Raw genomic sequence first — 14596 nt, forward strand, 5'->3', positions numbered from 1 at the left:
CTGAACGCAGTGGTGTCTGGTTATCGCCAGTCCGCGGTAAATGCCTGGACTGAGGACCTCCCCCAACGGGACACTTCCGACTTCCGAACCTCCGGGAGTGTGATGGGGACAACAGATACGCGAGGGCCGATGCCGGGCAGGAGCGCGGTCGTTCTGGCACTGCGCCGCTATGGCCGGGAACTGCTGCGACTACGACGGCTGGCCATGCCCGCGCTGCTGCTGCCGGCCGCGGGCAACATCGGCATCCGCTACGTCGCCCCCCTGCTGATCGCCAAACTGGCAGGACAGGCCGCCGGCATCGACGGTCTCACCCTCAGCTCGGCGCTGCCGTACGTGCTGGGCTTCGGCGTGACGCTGCTGCTCGCCGAGGCCGTGTGGCGGGTCGGGCAGCACTGCCTGAACCGCGTGGACGCCCTCGGCATGGAACACCTGTACGTGAGCGGCATGGACGAACTCCTCGCCAAGGACGCGGCATTCTTCCACGACAACTTCGCCGGATCCCTGACCAAACGGGTGCTGAGCTTCGGCAAGCGCTTCGAGGACTTCGTCGACACGGTGACGTACCGGATCGTGGGCAGTCTCGTCCCCCTGGTGTTCGGTGCCGCGGTGCTGTGGAGCTACGAACCGATGCTCGTCGTCGGCCTTCTGGTGATGATCGTGCTGACCGTGGTGGCCGCGACACCTCTGATCCGTCGCCGGCAGAGGCTCGTCAACGACCGTGAGGCGGCGATCGCCCGGGTCTCCGGCCACGTCGCCGACAGCCTCGTGAACATGGAGACCATCCGGGCGTTCGCGGCCGAGGGACGGGAGGCCGACGAACACCGCAGCCGTGTCGCGGATTCCCGGCGCCTGACGCTGAGGTCGTGGGACTACGGCAATCTGCGCGTCGACACCCTGATCGCCCCCATGTCCGTGCTGACCAACGTGATGGGTCTGTTGGTCGCCATCGCCTTCGGTGGCTCGGGCCAGGGAGTGGAGGAGGTCGTCGTCGCTTTCACGTACTACTCCAACGCGACCCAGATCATGTTCGAGTTCAACCAGATCTACCGGCGGCTGGAAAGCTCGATGACCGAGGCCGCGCAGTTCACCGAGCTGCTGTTGGATCCGCCCACCGTGCTCGACCCGACGGAACCCGAACCGCTCGCACCGCGGGACACAGGCATCCGCTTCGAGGCGGTGACCTTCGCTCACATGGGCGCGAAGCCGATTTTCCAGGCACTCGACCTGGACGTGCCCGCAGGCGCACGGATCGGTCTGGTCGGCAGGTCCGGCGGCGGCAAGACCACACTCACCCGGCTCCTGCTGCGGATGTCGGACATCGACGGCGGACGCATCCTGATCGGTGGTCAGGACATCAGCCGGCTGCGCCAGACCGACCTGCGCTCACTGATCGCCTACGTCCCGCAGGAACCCGCCATGTTCCACCGCAGTCTGCGGGACAACATCGCCTTCGCCCGGCCCAGCGCCACCGACGAGGAGATCCACGCCGCAGCCGCGGCCGCGCACGTCACGGAGTTCGCCGACCAACTCCCCGACGGCTTCGGCACTCTGGTGGGGGAGCGGGGAGTGAAACTCTCGGGCGGCCAGCGCCAGCGCGTCGCCCTCGCCAGGGCCATCCTGCGCGACGCCCCGATCCTGCTGCTCGACGAGGCGACCAGCGCGCTGGACTCGGAGAGCGAGCTCCTCGTTCAGGACGCCCTGTGGCGGTTGATGGACGCACGTACGGCCCTCGTGGTCGCCCACCGTCTGAGCACCGTCGCCGGCATGGACCGTCTCGTCGTCCTCGACCGCGGAAGCGTCGTCGAGCAGGGCACCCACGAGGAGCTGCTCGCGGCGAGCGGTGCCTACGCCAAGCTGTGGCAGCACCAGTCGGGCGGCTTCCTCGGCGAGAGCACCGAGTCGGCCCTTGGACGTCCGGTCCCGGGAGCCGGCCCCAGCGGGCTGCCCGGACCGGCCGACCCGCCCACAGCTCCGGACTGGGCAAGGTCCGCTGGGTAGTCGAGCGCGCCTTCGCCTGGCCTCACCGGTTCAAACGACTCCGCGTCCGCTACGAAAGACGTGCTGACCGCCATCAGGGCCTGCTCGAACCGGCCCACAGCCTCGTATGCCCCCGCCGCCTGCGGACCTCGTTGTGAAACGGTCGGTCAGTCACGACGCCGGCGATCCAGTAACCGACGGAACCGCGGCGAAGGTGCGGCTGCGGCAGGATGCCTCCGATGGTGACCTGCCCGATCCCCCGGTCCTCGGCGAGTACCACGCCCGGCCAGACCGTGCCGGCCCGGTATCCGGTCAGCAAGCCGTCGATCCGCTCCGCCTGGCCCTCCGGGGTGAAGAAGTCGCCCGGCTGGGCCGGTTCCCACGGCCGGAAAGCCTCGAAGTCCCTCACCCTGTGCGAGGCGATCGGGGCGGCACCGGCGGGCTCTGTCAGGCGGATCCTGGTGCTGTCGCGCATGGGCTGATCCTCGTCGCGGTGCGTCAGATGAGACCGGCCGGCCTATGAGTGCCTGTCGATGGACCCCCAGCGTCCCACCAACCCTTGGGTGCGATCACGCCATTGGGCAGGGACTACTGCCACCAGGCTCTCCACGAAGCCGTGCGTGATTCGGTAAGCACCGTGCGCGCCTGGCCAAGGACATCGTCGCCTGCCCTCAGCATCCTGCCAGTCGGGAACCAGCAATCGAGAAGGGATTCATCAGTGGCGAGACGGTTATGCACGAGCCGACTGGTCCTCACCCTCACGGCCCTCTTCACGGCGACGGTCGTGGCACTGCCCAGGCCGGCGGGAGCCGTGGAGGCCCGCGTCACTCAGTACGTCGCGCTGGGCGATTCCGTAGCAGCTGGAATAGGCGCTGGTTCACCCTCCGCCGACTCCAGGACCTGCTACGTGAACGGAGGAGAGAGCGGGCCCAAGGTCCCCAACTCCAGCCTCGCGTATCCCAAGCGCGTCGCAAGAGCGCTCGGGGCAAGGCTGATCGACCGTGCCTCCTGCGGGTCGGACGTGGCCACGGTCAGGAGTCAGCAAGTTCCAGCCGTCACCAAGAGAACCGACCTCGTGACTGTGCAGACGGGAGCCAACGATTTCGGCTTCTCCAGGCACCTCACCTACTGCTTCCTGTGGAACCCGCCGTCCACCGGCGAGTGCAACGCCAGGATCAATCGCATCGCGGACAATTTCCGGACTCGGCTCCCGGAGAGGCTCGAGAAACTGTACGACCGAATCGATATCCGGAAGGCAAAGAGTACGAAGGTCGTCGTCGTCGGCTACCCACACCTCGTGCTGAGCCGGTCCACGATCCTGTGCTTCAACGACGGAGCATGGCCCACCAGTACGCATCAGGCCCTGCGCCGCGCGGCCAACGCCCTCAACGCCGTACTCGCGGCCAAGGCCAGAGAGCACGGCTACGTCTTCGTCGACCCCAGGGCATCGTTCAACGGCCATGAAAGCTGCGGCGACCCTGAATGGGTCAACGGAGTCCGCCCCCTGTGGTCAAGGGTCGAGTCCTTCCATCCGAACGCCACGGGCCAGCAGGCTCTGGGCTGGCTCGTCTGGCAGTACGTACGTCCGTGACCCATGCATGCGCCGGTGCCCCCGTACGGCCCTTCTCGGGGCGCCGGCCTTTGTGTCGTTGACCTTGATCGCCCCTCCAGGTGCTCGAGGTCGAGGCGTCGGAGGAACGACTGCCAGCAGCGGTCAACGTCCACTTCAGTGGGGCCGATGCCCGACCGATGCCGAGCGGGACAGCACCTGGCCTTGTCATTCCGCGGAGGGTTGTTGACGATTCGCGCACGCCTCGGGCAGCAGGTTCCTGTAATCCCGCGGTGGTATCCCATAGGCGGCCCGGAACAGGCGGCTGAAGTGTGCCGGGTCGGTGAAACCCCATCGGGCAGCGACGGCCTGGATGCGGCGGGCGTTCAGGCGGGGGTCGGCCAGGTCGAAACGGCAGCGTTCCAGACGGCGGTGGCGTATCCAGGCTGCCGGTGACGTGCCGTCCTCGGCGAGCAGCTGCTGGAGGTGGCGCAGAGAGATGTGATGGGCGTCGGCGATCGTCTGGGGGCCCATGTCCGTGTCGGCGAGGTGCTGCTCGACGAATGCGTTGATCCTGGCCCGCAGGGCGGTCTTGCGGGTCTCCCCGGTCAGTGACTCCTCAGCCCCCAGGCAGCGGGCGATGACGGAGGCCAGGAGGTCCAGGGTGACCGAGGTGAGGGTGGGGATGTCGGCTGGGGTGAACTCGTCGGCACGTGCGTTGAGGTCGGACAGCCAGCGGGCGAACATCCCGCCCATGCCACTGCGCCCGCTGATCGGGACAGCGAGCAGGCGCTGGACCGTCTTCTCCGGCAGTGGCAGCAGCCCGCGCGAACACTGCACGGTCACATGCGACCACCTGCCCGGACCGGCGTGGACATCGCCTCGGAAGGGACGACTGCTGTCCATCACCACAAGGTCACCGGCACCCAGCGTCACGTCACGCCTGTCCAGGGAGACAATTCCCTGTCCACGCAGAAAGTAGTTGATCTGGTACACCTCGGGGTCGGACTGCCGGATCAACCGGGTTGTCCGCGCGATCTCCAGATGCGGGTAGGCGAGCGCGGCCACCTGTACTTCCCCCAAGTCCAGGCCGCGCATCCTGGCGCGGAAGTCTCTGCGGTCGTTGCTGTCCAGCAGATTGCGCATATGCGACTGTTCCGTCGCCTCCGCCCACAACGCGAACCGCTCCGGCGCTGCCACGACGTCCGTGCTGAACTCCGTCACCAGCATTCCCAGCCCCCCGTAGCCGTTTCCCTTCGGCTTCGAACGTGACATGGGGAGACATACGCGGTCCAGCAGCACTTCGGTCACATGCGCCGTCACGCACCTCCTCCCGGGCAGCGAAGTCTCAAGAGCAAGACGCACCGAGCTCAAGGGAATCCACTCCTCGGCTGCGCCAGGCTTCGCCCGTTCCCGGTTCGCTGTCCGTGGCCGGGCGCACGGTGACGGCGGTGAGTGTGGGCGCGTTGAACCCGATGCGGTCGAGTACGGCCCGGAACTCGCCGAGCATCGGAGCCGGTAGCGGCGAGTGGAAGGCGTGATCGACCCGCGGGCGAGCCGATCACCGGGCGGGCCGCGTCCGCTTTGTCAGTTGCTGGATCACGACACCCGATCCGGCCCAGTCCTGTTCCCACCGCCCGTACACATTCGGTAAGTTCCGCACACGCCCCGTACGACCCGCACGGGGCGTTCGACAGCAGAACACCCAGGGACAGCCCGGCGGCGCGCGCCGGCACACATGCTGGAGCTGCTCTGGCGCCTGATCGAGACCCGGGGGCATCCGTCATGACACGCGCCATCTCTCTGCACGACGTGAGCAAGTCATACACGCAAGGCGTCCGCGTAGTGGACCGGCTCTCGCTGGACATCGAGCCCGGCGAATTCCTCGTCCTCCTCGGGCCCTCCGGGTCCGGCAAGTCCACCGTGCTCAGAATGATCGCCGGTCTGGAGGAGATCGACGAGGGCGAACTGCTGCTGGACGGCGAGTACGCCAACGACCTGCAGCCCGCCGAGCGTCGGCTGGCGATGGTCTTCCAGAACTTCGCCTTGTACCAGAACATGACCAGCCGCGACAACATGGGCTTTCCGCTGCGCATCGAGTCGCCCGACACCGACCCCGGACCGAGGGTGGAGGCCACCGCCCGCATGCTGGGGATCGAGGACCTCCTCGACCGTTTCCCCGCCCAGCTCTCGGGCGGTGAACGTCAGCGTGTCGCCATGGGCCGGGCCGTCGTGCGCCGCCCCACCACCTTCCTGATGGACGAGCCGCTGTCCAACCTCGACGCCAAGCTCCGCAACCATCTGCGCGCCGAAATCGCCGGCCTCACCCGGAAGTTGGGCGTCACCACGGTGTACGTCACCCACGACCAGTCCGAGGCGATGTCGCTGGGCGACCGGGTGGCCGTCCTACGCGGAGGCGTCCTCCAGCAGGTCGACACCCCGCGCTCGGTGTACGCGCTGCCCCGCAACGTCTTCGTCGCCGCCTTCGTCGGGCGCCCCCGCATCAACCTCCTGCGCGGTGTCGTGCATGCCCCGCTCGGCGGCGCGATGACCATCAGCCTCGGCAAGCAGTACCTCCGCCTGCCCGAACCCCTCTCCCTGGACCACCAGTTGCTCCGGGTGCAACAGGGGCGCGAGGTGATCGTGGGGCTGCGCTCGGAGGCGGTCCGGATCGCGGACCGCGCCTCCGCCGCCCGGCCCGGCGAGGTACAGATCACCGGCCTGGTCGAGCATCTGGAGTTCCAGGGGCACGAGACGCTCGTCCATTTCAACACCGGCTCCCACCCCGCCGTCGTACCCGATCTGGAGGGCCCGCGGCCCGCCCCGCCGGTCCGGCGTCGGCGCCGTGACGTCGGTACCGTGCTGGACCGGCTGCGCAGCCGCGCGGGTGCCCTGCGCGCCGGGCCGGTGGTGACGCTGGAGCACCCGGCCGACGACGAGGCCGACCCGGCACCGCCCGAGGGCCAGATCTTGCAGCGTGCGGCCCTGCCCGGTGACCTCATCGTGCGCACCACGCCCGACCTCGAGCTCCGGCACGGCATGCAGGTCCGCCTTCTCGTCGATCTCGCCCACCTGTTCGTCTTCGACCACCACGGCGAGCGCATCAGCCCGGCCCCGGCGCAGCTGCCGCAACTGGAGGACTGAGACAGGCCGGGCACGGCGCATCGAGCCGGAAGTCAGCGCCGCTGGTGCTGCCCGCGCCGCGCGTCGATGCACTTGCCGCTCGCCTTGTTCGTCACCGCGTACCAGGCCATCGGGTCGAGTGTGCCCGGGTCGGGTGCGCCGGTGTCGGCGCCGCCCCGGAAGGCTTCCAGGTGGTTCATACAGAGCCTCGGGGCACGGTGGTGCCGGACCTGTCGTGCGGAGAGGGTCAAGAGCCGCTGGGTTCACCCGGTCGTGTGAGATCTCGTGATACGTGAGAGGGTCTTGGGCGTGAGTGAGACACCGCCGAACACCCTGCAATACCGCTTTGACGGGCCGGAAGAGGCTCCGGTCCTGATCCTGGGTCCCTCGCTGGGTACCACATGGCACAGGTCGTAACGATCGTCCATGGGTGTCCAGCCACTCCAGAACACGCACAAAATTGCAGGTCAGGTCCCTATGGTTCGCGGGTGTCCGCTCAGTTCGTGACAGCGGTGTGAGAGAGGGAGAAGCAGTGAAGCCCTTCCGGGAACCATCCCCCGACGGGGCTTCTGCTCGGCGCCATGAGACGAAGCCCCGCCGGAGCGGCGAATTCCAGGGGTCGTTGCAACACGTGGTGAGTTGATCAAGCCGCGAGCAGTTTAGCGAGGCGCTCGGCTGGGGTTTCCCAGCCGAGCGTTTTGCGTGGGCGGCCGTTGAGTTCGGCGGCGACAGCGGCCAGGTGCTCGCGGCTGTGCTGGGACAGGTCGGTGCCCTTCGGGAAGTACTGTCGCAGCAGGCCGTTCGTGTTCTCGTTGGAGCCGCGCTGCCAGGGACTGCCGGGGTCGCAGACCGGGATGTCGGTGGCGATGGTGAACGCCTTATGCGCGGCCATCTCCGAGCCCTGGTCCCAGGTCAGGGACCGTTTCAGGTGCGGCGGGAGCGATGTGACGGCTTCGACCAGGGCGTCGCGGGTGCTGGCGCTGTGGTCCTTGGGAAGCGGGGCCAGCAGCACGTAGCGGGTGCTGCGCTCGACGAGCGTGGCGATGGCCGACTTGCCTTCCTTGCCGATGATGAGGTCGCCCTCCCAGTGGCCGGGGACGGCCCGGTCGGCGGCCTCGGCGGGGCGTTCGCTGATCATCACCTTGTCCTTGATGGCGCGGGGCAGGCGTTTGTAGGACTGCCGGTGCGGCCGGCGCATGGCCCGGCCGGTGCGCAGGGCCCGGGTCAGCTCGCGGCGGAGCTCTCCGCGGCCCTGAACGTAGAGGGCCTGGTAGATCGTCTCGTGGACCACGTGCATCTCCGGCCGGTCGGGAAAGGCGGTCTGCAGAGCGTTGCAGATCTGCTCGGGGCTCCAGCGCAGGTCGAGATGGCGCTGGATGAAGTCCCGCAGCTGCTGACTCTGGCCGATCTTGCCGGGCTGGGGGCGGGGGCGGCGTTGCTCGGCGCGGCGCTGGGCGGCGTGCGGCCGGTAGGCCCAGCGGGAGGCGTCCCCGCGCAGGGGGATGCCGTTGCGGCGTATCTCCCGGCTGACTGTGGACGGGCTGCGGCCCAGCTCGGCGGCTATCTGCCGGATGGAGGCGCGCTCCCGCAGCCGGTCGGCGATGTGGATGCGGTTGGCCTCGCGCAGGTAGCGCGACGGCTCGCAAGCCGGGATCTCCACAGTGATGGGAGGCTTCGGCTTCCCTGTCGGCGGAGAGTGCCAGCCCGTTGCGCCACCGCTTGCCGGTCCGCGGGTTGATGCCGACGATCCGGCTGGCCTCTCGATTGCTGTAGCCCTGCTGCATGAGCTGGAGATATACCTCCCGCTCACGCAGCAGACGGCCACCGCCCCCAGGACCACGGTTCTCCCGGATCTTGAAGTCCATCGCACCCCTTGAGCTGGGGTGTTGCGGCGACCACTAGAACTCAAGAGCACTCCGGCGGGGCTCGCCGTGATCTCGACTGTGCTTGCGCGCATGACCGCGTTCGGCTCCGCACACAGTGCGCGCTCCTGCGATGCTCGCGGGACGCTGGATTTGCGATTGCGCCCATCTGGGAGGGGAGCCGTAAGACGACGCAGCCGCGCCGGGAAGCCGACGGGGCTGTTCCAGCCGCTGGGTCTCACCGGATCACTTCAGTCGGGCACCGGGAAAAGGCGCTGGAGTACGGCAAGGGAATCTGGATGCGTTACAGCTGCCGACTCATGCAAGCGGTTCGACGGGATTGCCTCCTGGTTCAGACAGGGTGGCGAGATCATCTACCGCCGGCGCCGGTGCGTCATGCTCGGGCGCTGCTGATACGGGCTCGCCGCAGTGGGGCTCCTGCTTGGTGGAGACTGGCGAGTGCTTGCCGGTAGGAGGCGATCAGTCCGGTTTCCAGATAGTCGACTCCCAGGTCCTGGCAGTAGCGGCGGACGATGGGCCGGGCCCTGCGCAGGTGCGGGCTGGGCATGCTGGGGAACAGGTGGTGTTCGATCTGGTGGTTCAGGCCGCCCAGGGCTAGGTCGGTGAACCAGCTGCCGCGTACGTTGCGTGCGGTGAGGACCTGCCGGCGCAGGAAGTCGGGGCGGTCGTTGCCGGTCAGGGTCGGCATGCCCTTGTGGTTGGGGGCGAACAGGCAGCCGAGGTAGAGGCCGAACAGGCCCTGGTTGACGGCCAGGAACGCGCTCGCCATGCCGGGTGGGAGGACGAGGAACACTGCGGTCAGGTAGGCGGCGGTGTGCCCGTAGAGCAGCGCGCCGTCCAGGGCGCGGTTCTTCAGGGTGCGGTTGCCCAGTGCTCGCGCGCTGGAGACATGAAGGTTGACCCCTTCGAGCAGGAGCAGGGGAAAGAAGAGGAACGCCTGCCGGCGGCCGAGGAGCCTCGGCAGTCCGGTCGCGGCGCGGGCCTGGTCCTGGGACCACACCAGCAGGTCCGGGGCGATGTCGGGGTCGAGGCCCTCGTGGTTGGGGTTGGCGTGGTGGCGGGTGTGTTTGTCCTGCCACCATCCGTAGCCCATCCCGATCGCGGCCCCGGCGATGCGGCCGGCCGTTTCGCTGGGCCGGCGCCGGCGGAAGACCTGGCGGTGCGCGACGTCGTGGGCGAGCAGAGCCACCTGCCCGAACATCACGGCGAGGAACGCGGCGAGCGCCAGGGTCCACCACCCGGCGCCGATGACGACGAACGCGCTCCAGCCCCCGGCGTAGGCGACGGCCACGACGATGGACCGGACGATGTAGTAGCCGGGGCGCCGGTTCATCAGGCCGGCCTCGGCGATCTTCTTCGACAGGCGGGCGAAATCACTGCCACCTGCGGGGGGAGGCGGGCGACGGCGCGGGGTATGCGTGGTCATGGTCCCGGAGTGTCCTTCCCGGCTGACGGGCGGCATCCGGTCGGGCGGTGTACGCCGGATGCGATGCGGCGGCCGGGTACCCACATCCCTGCCTTCGGACCGGCACCCGATGCTCGTCGGTCGGAGGTCCGGATGTCGCGGGCTTTGACGTAAGGCCCCCACGGAGGGTGGCTGCTGTCGATGAACCTGCCGCGCTGGCAATCGGGGCGAAGCGGCATGACAGGGGTATAAGACACTAGCCTCGGGCCATGGTGACGCGCACCCGGCTGTATCACGACGGCACTCTGGTCCTGGAGGGCTTTCCCGTCAGTGACGTCCCTGCGCATCTCGCTGATCCGGCGTCGGTCCTGTGGCTGGACCTGCACCGGCCCGGAGCCAATGAACTCACCATGCTGGGTCAGGAGTTCGGCATCCACGAACTGGCTCTGGAGGATGCCGCCCAGCGTGGACAGCGGCCGAAACTCGACCGCTATCGCACCCACGAGTTCCTCAGCGCCTACGCCGTGACCGTCAGCCCGGACGGTGCGGAACTGACGTACAGCGAGATCGCCGTATTCCTCACCAGTCAGGCCATGATCACCGTCCGCAAGGACGACGGCCTCGACATCGAGGACGTCGTCGCCCGCTGGGACGAGAGCCCGGACCTGGCCGGCCACGGCGTCGGATTCCTGCTGCACGGTCTGCTCGACCATCTCGTGGACGGACACTTCGCCGCGGTCCAGCAACTGGACGACAGCATCGAGGAGCTGGAGGGCCTGCTCTTCGCGGCCGGGCGCCGTGAGGTCGAAGCCGTGCAGCGCCGGGTCTTCGCACTGCGTAAGTCGCTCGTCCGGCTGCGCCGCGTCGTACTTCCGATGCGCGAGGTGGTCAACGGGCTCATGCGCCCCGGCCTGCACCTGATCAGCGACCCTCTCGTCCCGTACTACCAGGACGTCTACGACCACGTGCTGCGTGCCACCGAGTGGACGGAATCGCTGCGGGACCTGGTGGCCTCGGTCATGGAGACGAACCTCTCGGTCCAGGCCAATCGCATGAACCTGATCATGAAGAAGGTGACGAGCTGGGCCGCGATCATCGCCGTACCCACCGCGATCACCGGCTACTACGGCCAGAACCTCCCCTATCCCGGTTTCGGCCGCGAGTCGGGATTCATCACCTCCGCCGCAGTCATCGTGCTCCTGTCCGCATTGCTGTATCGGACGTTCAAGCGCAAGGACTGGCTCTGACCGGCATCGGCACCGGCGACCAGGTCCTGAAGGTAGGAAACTGCCTGGTCATCCCGGGCTTTTCGGGCCAGTGAGCGGAGTAGTGTGAAGACACCGGGAGTTTTTCGCGCACCGGCTCCGACGCGGGTGCCGTTCCCGGTGATCGACAGCGCCGGGCCGCACCCACGAGCCCGGGGACAGGTCCGCGCCATGGCTGTGACCATTGACCGTACGACATCGATCAGATGTGCGCCGCCGCAGCCGGCCCGGCTGTCCCTGACGCCCGCGCCGGGCGGGCTGGACGGTATGTGGTGGCCTCGCTCCCGTGCCTTCACCCGTGAGCTGCCGTCGTTGACGGCCGCATTGGGCGATCTCTGGGGTCGTATCACGGGTGTCACCGTGCACCCGGCCTACTGGCCCGTCCTGCCGCACTGGGTGTCCTACGCCGGGCGCACCGTGCAGGTGGGCTGGTCCACCGAGGAGCAGGATCCCCACAGACTCACTCTTTTCTCCGCTGACGGCCGCCGGGACGTGCTGGTGATTCCGCCGGAAACCGGTGCGGATGCCGCCGCGCAGTTGATGGTCGGCGACGGCGTCGATGCCTCGGCCCGGGAGCAAGCAGCAGACAGGATCGATGCACGAAACAGGGAAGAAGCCTGGGAGGCCGACGGCGGAGCAGGTCGACCGTCGTCCCTGCCCCGGCCCATCGGCTCGGCAGGGCCTTCGCCCGCCGGTCGGCGGAGGTGAGATCCCATGCTCGTCATCGCCGTGGCCGTGCTGCTCGTCCTGATCGCCGTCGGAGTCGTTCTGATCCACCGGCTCAACGGCCAGCACGCCGAACGGATCGCTGCCTTCCACTACAGCGATGTTCTGCCGGGGATCGGGCGTCGGCCCCGGAGACACCGTCGGTCGGTGGATGCGACCGTTCCGACGCGCCCCACCGCGACGGCGACCGCGGATGACATCGGCTTCGGCCCGACCGTGGGCAGTAGAGGAAGGCGCGTCATGGCGATGTTGCGGGACCGGAAGACGTACCGCGAGAGGATCATGCAGGCTCTGTACCAGGCCGCCGAGGGCAATCGCCTCCTGGGTGTCGATGGGGCGAAGCTCCGCACGGACCTGGGTATCCCTGAGCAGGACATGGCCGCTGCCTGTATGTACCTGGCAGGTGAAGGCTGGGTCGTCGTGGACTGGGAGAGGGGCAACACGCCCGGGATGATCACGCTGACGCACCAGGGGATCCGGCAGATGGAGACGGAAGAGGAAGGGCGTGGCTGAACCGCCGCGTCGGCTTCTCGGACCGAAGTGAACCCTCGCAAGGATTGCTTATGGCGGATTAGTCCCTTTGACGTAACCTGGAAAGCGGGTCGGCGCACGCTCACGTGCAATGACCCGGAAGGGCGGCTCCGGCGGGTATACGCCGGAGCCGTTGCCTGTTTCCGCAACCGCGCCTGCGGCGAAGCGCTCGCGGGCGCGTCGTGCGGAGTACCGTGAGGTAGCAGGGTCGTATCGTGGTCGCACGCCGTGCGGTCGCACTGCTCTCTGCGGACGGGCGGACACCATGGCAGGCTCAGACACCCCCGACTTCCCCAGGCTCCTGCCGGACGCCGTGCACCGGTCGGTGAAACCCGGAACGGCCCTGCTGCGACTGGAGACCACCCACGCACGCGAGGGAATCCTGGACGGCGCATGGTGGCCGCGGTCCCGGGACATCGGTGCCGAGCTTCCCTCGCTGATCTCCGCGTTGACCGAGCATCTCGGGCCTGTCACCCGGGTCGGTCTGGACGGCAGCGCCTGGGACGAACTGCCGACCCGGGTGATGGTCGACGACCGGGTCGTGCACATCGACTCCTTCCCGGTCGGTGACGACACCGTCCTCATCACCCGAGGCGAAGGGGACCTTTTCTCTCTGTTGCTGGTTCCTCCGGACACGTCGCCCGACGCGGCACGCGCCGCGATGGCCAGGGCCGTACGGGCCGAAAACGTCACCGAGGCCAGGCAGATCCTCATCGAAACGGGCAGCGACACGCCACCTACGCCGGCCTGACACGTCCGTCGCAGATCGACTCCCCACCCGGCCTGGACGCTAGATGCGGGCGAACTCCTCCGTCTGCTGGGCGAATTCCCGGGCCATGGCAGCGCTGACCGTGGGCTTGGTGTCGCAGATCGTGTCCAGGTAGTCGTCGGTGGTGGGGGTGGTCCGGGTTCCGGTGTCGAAGGTGCGCTCGAACTGGGCCTGGGAGACGGTACGTGCCGCGTGGGCGATGTCGGCGGGGGTGAACCCCTCGCTGGCGGATGCGAGTACCGCGCTGTCGGCCCGCGCGCCCGCTCGGGCCAGGTAGCTCTCCCACAGTGCGGTCCTGGCGGTGTGGTCGGGAGGGCCGATCGGCAGCACGTAGTCGAAGCGGCCGTGCCGCAGGAACGCGGAGTCGAGCGTGGTCACGTTGTTCGTGGCGCAGACGAGCAGCCGTCCGTCCTGGCTTCGGAACCGGACGATCGCCTTGAGCAGTTCGTTGACGACGCCGACAGCGGTCGCGTCCGCGCCGCCGCGTTCGCCGGCGACCTCCTCGACCTCGTCGATGAAGACGAGGACGTGGTCGAGCCGGGCGATCTCGTCGAAGCGCCGGTTCAGCCCGGTCGCCAGGCCGTACTCGGCGGCCAGACGGGCGGGGAACAGTTCGAGGAAGGGCCATCCCAGGCGGCTGGCGATCGCGTGCGCGAACGTGCTCTTGCCGGTCCCGGGCGGGCCGAACAGCATCACCGCCCGTGGCAGTTCCACTCCGTGCTGGGCGGCCAGTTCGGGATGGGCCAGCGGCAGGACCAGGCGCCGCTCGATGAGCTGCTTCTCCCGTTGCATGCCCGCGACCTTCTGCCACAGCCCCCCTGGCGGCAGCTCCGCTCCGAGCGAGGACAGCGTGCCGGCCGACTGCGGGGTCACCGGTCCGCGTTTCTCGAAGAAGACCAGCCCGGGGCGGGCGCCGAAGTCGCAGTTGCGCAGGGCGGTGGCACCGGTCTCGCCCTCGGGCAGGGCGGCGTGCACCGCGCGGACGCCGGCGGCGAAGAGCCGTTGCTCAAGGGCGGTGATCAGGGCACTGCCCAGCCCGCGCTGCCGCCAGCCGGGCGCCATGCAGATGCGCAGGATCCATGCCCGTTCGCCCTCCACCCTGCTCACCGCGGCGCCGATCAGCACGTCGTCGGCCGTGGCCACCACGGCCGGGTGGCGGGTCTGGAGGGCCGTCACGGCGTCCGAGAGCGGGAAGAGCGGCGGCTCCTCGGTCGTGCCGCTCTGCATGTCGACACGGATCACCGCTTCGAGATCGTCCTGGGTGTAGTCCCTGACCCGCCAACCCGTCATGATCAGCTCCGCGTGTTCGGCCGTACCCCCATCATCAGCCGGTGCCCGGAGGATGCGCGCGACAGGCGACGGTCACGA

Annotated in this window: 12 protein-coding genes and 2 pseudogenes; 8 read left to right on the plus strand and 6 right to left on the minus strand. The window is 68.5% G+C overall.

Annotated features, from left to right (window positions below):
• Positions 1 to 102: 102 nt before the first annotated feature.
• Positions 103 to 1998 (plus strand): ABC transporter ATP-binding protein, encoded by a 1896-nt coding sequence (locus tag ACWD5D_RS02075; RefSeq protein ID WP_451370848.1) that lies wholly within the window; start codon positions 103 to 105, stop codon positions 1996 to 1998.
• Positions 1938 to 2135: pseudogene (locus ACWD5D_RS02080) on the plus strand (transposase); the annotation flags it as partial. The gene ACWD5D_RS02075 and the pseudogene ACWD5D_RS02080, both read left to right, overlap by 61 nt.
• Here ACWD5D_RS02080 and ACWD5D_RS02085 read toward each other — a convergent pair.
• A complete protein-coding gene (locus tag ACWD5D_RS02085; RefSeq protein ID WP_451371027.1) occupies positions 2072 to 2452 on the minus strand; it encodes a hypothetical protein in 381 nt (126 codons plus the stop codon). The pseudogene ACWD5D_RS02080 and the gene ACWD5D_RS02085 sit on opposite strands and share 64 nt — an antisense overlap.
• A 309-nt stretch (positions 2453 to 2761) precedes the next feature.
• On the opposite strand from ACWD5D_RS02085, the gene ACWD5D_RS02090 reads away from it, so the two are divergent.
• Positions 2762 to 3568: an SGNH/GDSL hydrolase family protein gene (locus ACWD5D_RS02090; RefSeq protein ID WP_451370849.1), complete on the plus strand. Its 807-nt coding sequence runs from the start codon at positions 2762 to 2764 to the stop codon at positions 3566 to 3568.
• Between the two features lie 186 nt (positions 3569 to 3754).
• On the opposite strand, the gene ACWD5D_RS02095 is transcribed toward ACWD5D_RS02090, so the two are convergent.
• The gene (locus ACWD5D_RS02095; protein ID WP_451370850.1) at positions 3755 to 4801 is read right to left on the minus strand and encodes an AraC-like ligand-binding domain-containing protein; all 1047 of its coding nucleotides are present in this window, start codon (positions 4799 to 4801) and stop codon (positions 3755 to 3757) included.
• A 510-nt stretch (positions 4802 to 5311) separates the two neighbouring features.
• On the opposite strand from ACWD5D_RS02095, the gene ACWD5D_RS02100 reads away from it, so the two are divergent.
• A complete protein-coding gene (locus ACWD5D_RS02100) occupies positions 5312 to 6670 on the plus strand; it encodes an ABC transporter ATP-binding protein (RefSeq protein ID WP_451370851.1) in 1359 nt (452 codons plus the stop codon).
• A 32-nt stretch (positions 6671 to 6702) separates the two neighbouring features.
• On the opposite strand, the gene ACWD5D_RS02105 is transcribed toward ACWD5D_RS02100, so the two are convergent.
• From ACWD5D_RS02105 to ACWD5D_RS02115, 3 genes and pseudogenes are all read right to left on the minus strand, one after another.
• Entirely contained in the window at positions 6703 to 6849 is a 147-nt protein-coding gene (locus tag ACWD5D_RS02105; RefSeq protein ID WP_451370852.1) for a hypothetical protein, read from the minus strand.
• A gap of 443 nt (positions 6850 to 7292) precedes the next feature.
• Positions 7293 to 8514, minus strand: a pseudogene (locus tag ACWD5D_RS02110) (IS30 family transposase).
• Positions 8515 to 8905: 391 nt separating this feature from the next.
• Positions 8906 to 9958: a fatty acid desaturase family protein gene (locus ACWD5D_RS02115; protein WP_351961977.1), complete on the minus strand. Its 1053-nt coding sequence runs from the start codon at positions 9956 to 9958 to the stop codon at positions 8906 to 8908.
• Positions 9959 to 10206: 248 nt separating this feature from the next.
• On the opposite strand from ACWD5D_RS02115, the gene ACWD5D_RS02120 reads away from it, so the two are divergent.
• The 4 genes from ACWD5D_RS02120 (at position 10207) to ACWD5D_RS02135 (ending at position 13210) form a co-directional block, all read left to right on the plus strand.
• Positions 10207 to 11184 carry a magnesium transporter CorA family protein gene (locus ACWD5D_RS02120; RefSeq protein WP_351961978.1) on the plus strand — a complete coding sequence of 326 codons (978 nt, stop codon included), beginning with the start codon at positions 10207 to 10209 and terminating at the stop codon, positions 11182 to 11184.
• A gap of 189 nt (positions 11185 to 11373) precedes the next feature.
• Positions 11374 to 11910, plus strand: coding sequence for a DUF5994 family protein (locus ACWD5D_RS02125; protein ID WP_030645391.1), 537 nt, complete (start codon positions 11374 to 11376; stop codon positions 11908 to 11910).
• Positions 11911 to 11916: 6 nt separating this feature from the next.
• On the plus strand, positions 11917 to 12441 hold the full coding sequence (locus ACWD5D_RS02130; RefSeq protein ID WP_373304000.1) for a hypothetical protein: 525 nt from the start codon (positions 11917 to 11919) through the stop codon (positions 12439 to 12441).
• Between the two features lie 283 nt (positions 12442 to 12724).
• A complete protein-coding gene (locus tag ACWD5D_RS02135) occupies positions 12725 to 13210 on the plus strand; it encodes a DUF5994 family protein (RefSeq protein ID WP_069777876.1) in 486 nt (161 codons plus the stop codon).
• Positions 13211 to 13249: 39 nt separating this feature from the next.
• On the opposite strand, the gene ACWD5D_RS02140 is transcribed toward ACWD5D_RS02135, so the two are convergent.
• The gene (locus ACWD5D_RS02140) at positions 13250 to 14518 is read right to left on the minus strand and encodes an ATP-binding protein (RefSeq protein WP_451370853.1); all 1269 of its coding nucleotides are present in this window, start codon (positions 14516 to 14518) and stop codon (positions 13250 to 13252) included.
• Positions 14519 to 14596 lie beyond the last annotated feature (78 nt).

This window comes from Streptomyces sp. NPDC002520 (assembly GCF_053595235.1).

Coding starts and splice junctions, on each gene's coding strand:
- ACWD5D_RS02075 (WP_451370848.1), top strand. CDS start 103: ATGGGGACAACAGATACGCGAGGGCCGATGCCGGGCAGGAGCGCGGTC.
- ACWD5D_RS02085 (WP_451371027.1), bottom strand. CDS start 2,452: ATGCGCGACAGCACCAGGATCCGCCTGACAGAGCCCGCCGGTGCCGCC.
- ACWD5D_RS02095 (WP_451370850.1), bottom strand. CDS start 4,801: ATGTCACGTTCGAAGCCGAAGGGAAACGGCTACGGGGGGCTGGGAATG.
- ACWD5D_RS02100 (WP_451370851.1), top strand. CDS start 5,312: ATGACACGCGCCATCTCTCTGCACGACGTGAGCAAGTCATACACGCAA.
- ACWD5D_RS02105 (WP_451370852.1), bottom strand. CDS start 6,849: ATGAACCACCTGGAAGCCTTCCGGGGCGGCGCCGACACCGGCGCACCC.
- ACWD5D_RS02115 (WP_351961977.1), bottom strand. CDS start 9,958: ATGACCACGCATACCCCGCGCCGTCGCCCGCCTCCCCCCGCAGGTGGC.
- ACWD5D_RS02120 (WP_351961978.1), top strand. CDS start 10,207: ATGGTGACGCGCACCCGGCTGTATCACGACGGCACTCTGGTCCTGGAG.
- ACWD5D_RS02125 (WP_030645391.1), top strand. CDS start 11,374: ATGGCTGTGACCATTGACCGTACGACATCGATCAGATGTGCGCCGCCG.
- ACWD5D_RS02130 (WP_373304000.1), top strand. CDS start 11,917: ATGCTCGTCATCGCCGTGGCCGTGCTGCTCGTCCTGATCGCCGTCGGA.
- ACWD5D_RS02135 (WP_069777876.1), top strand. CDS start 12,725: ATGGCAGGCTCAGACACCCCCGACTTCCCCAGGCTCCTGCCGGACGCC.
- ACWD5D_RS02140 (WP_451370853.1), bottom strand. CDS start 14,518: ATGACGGGTTGGCGGGTCAGGGACTACACCCAGGACGATCTCGAAGCG.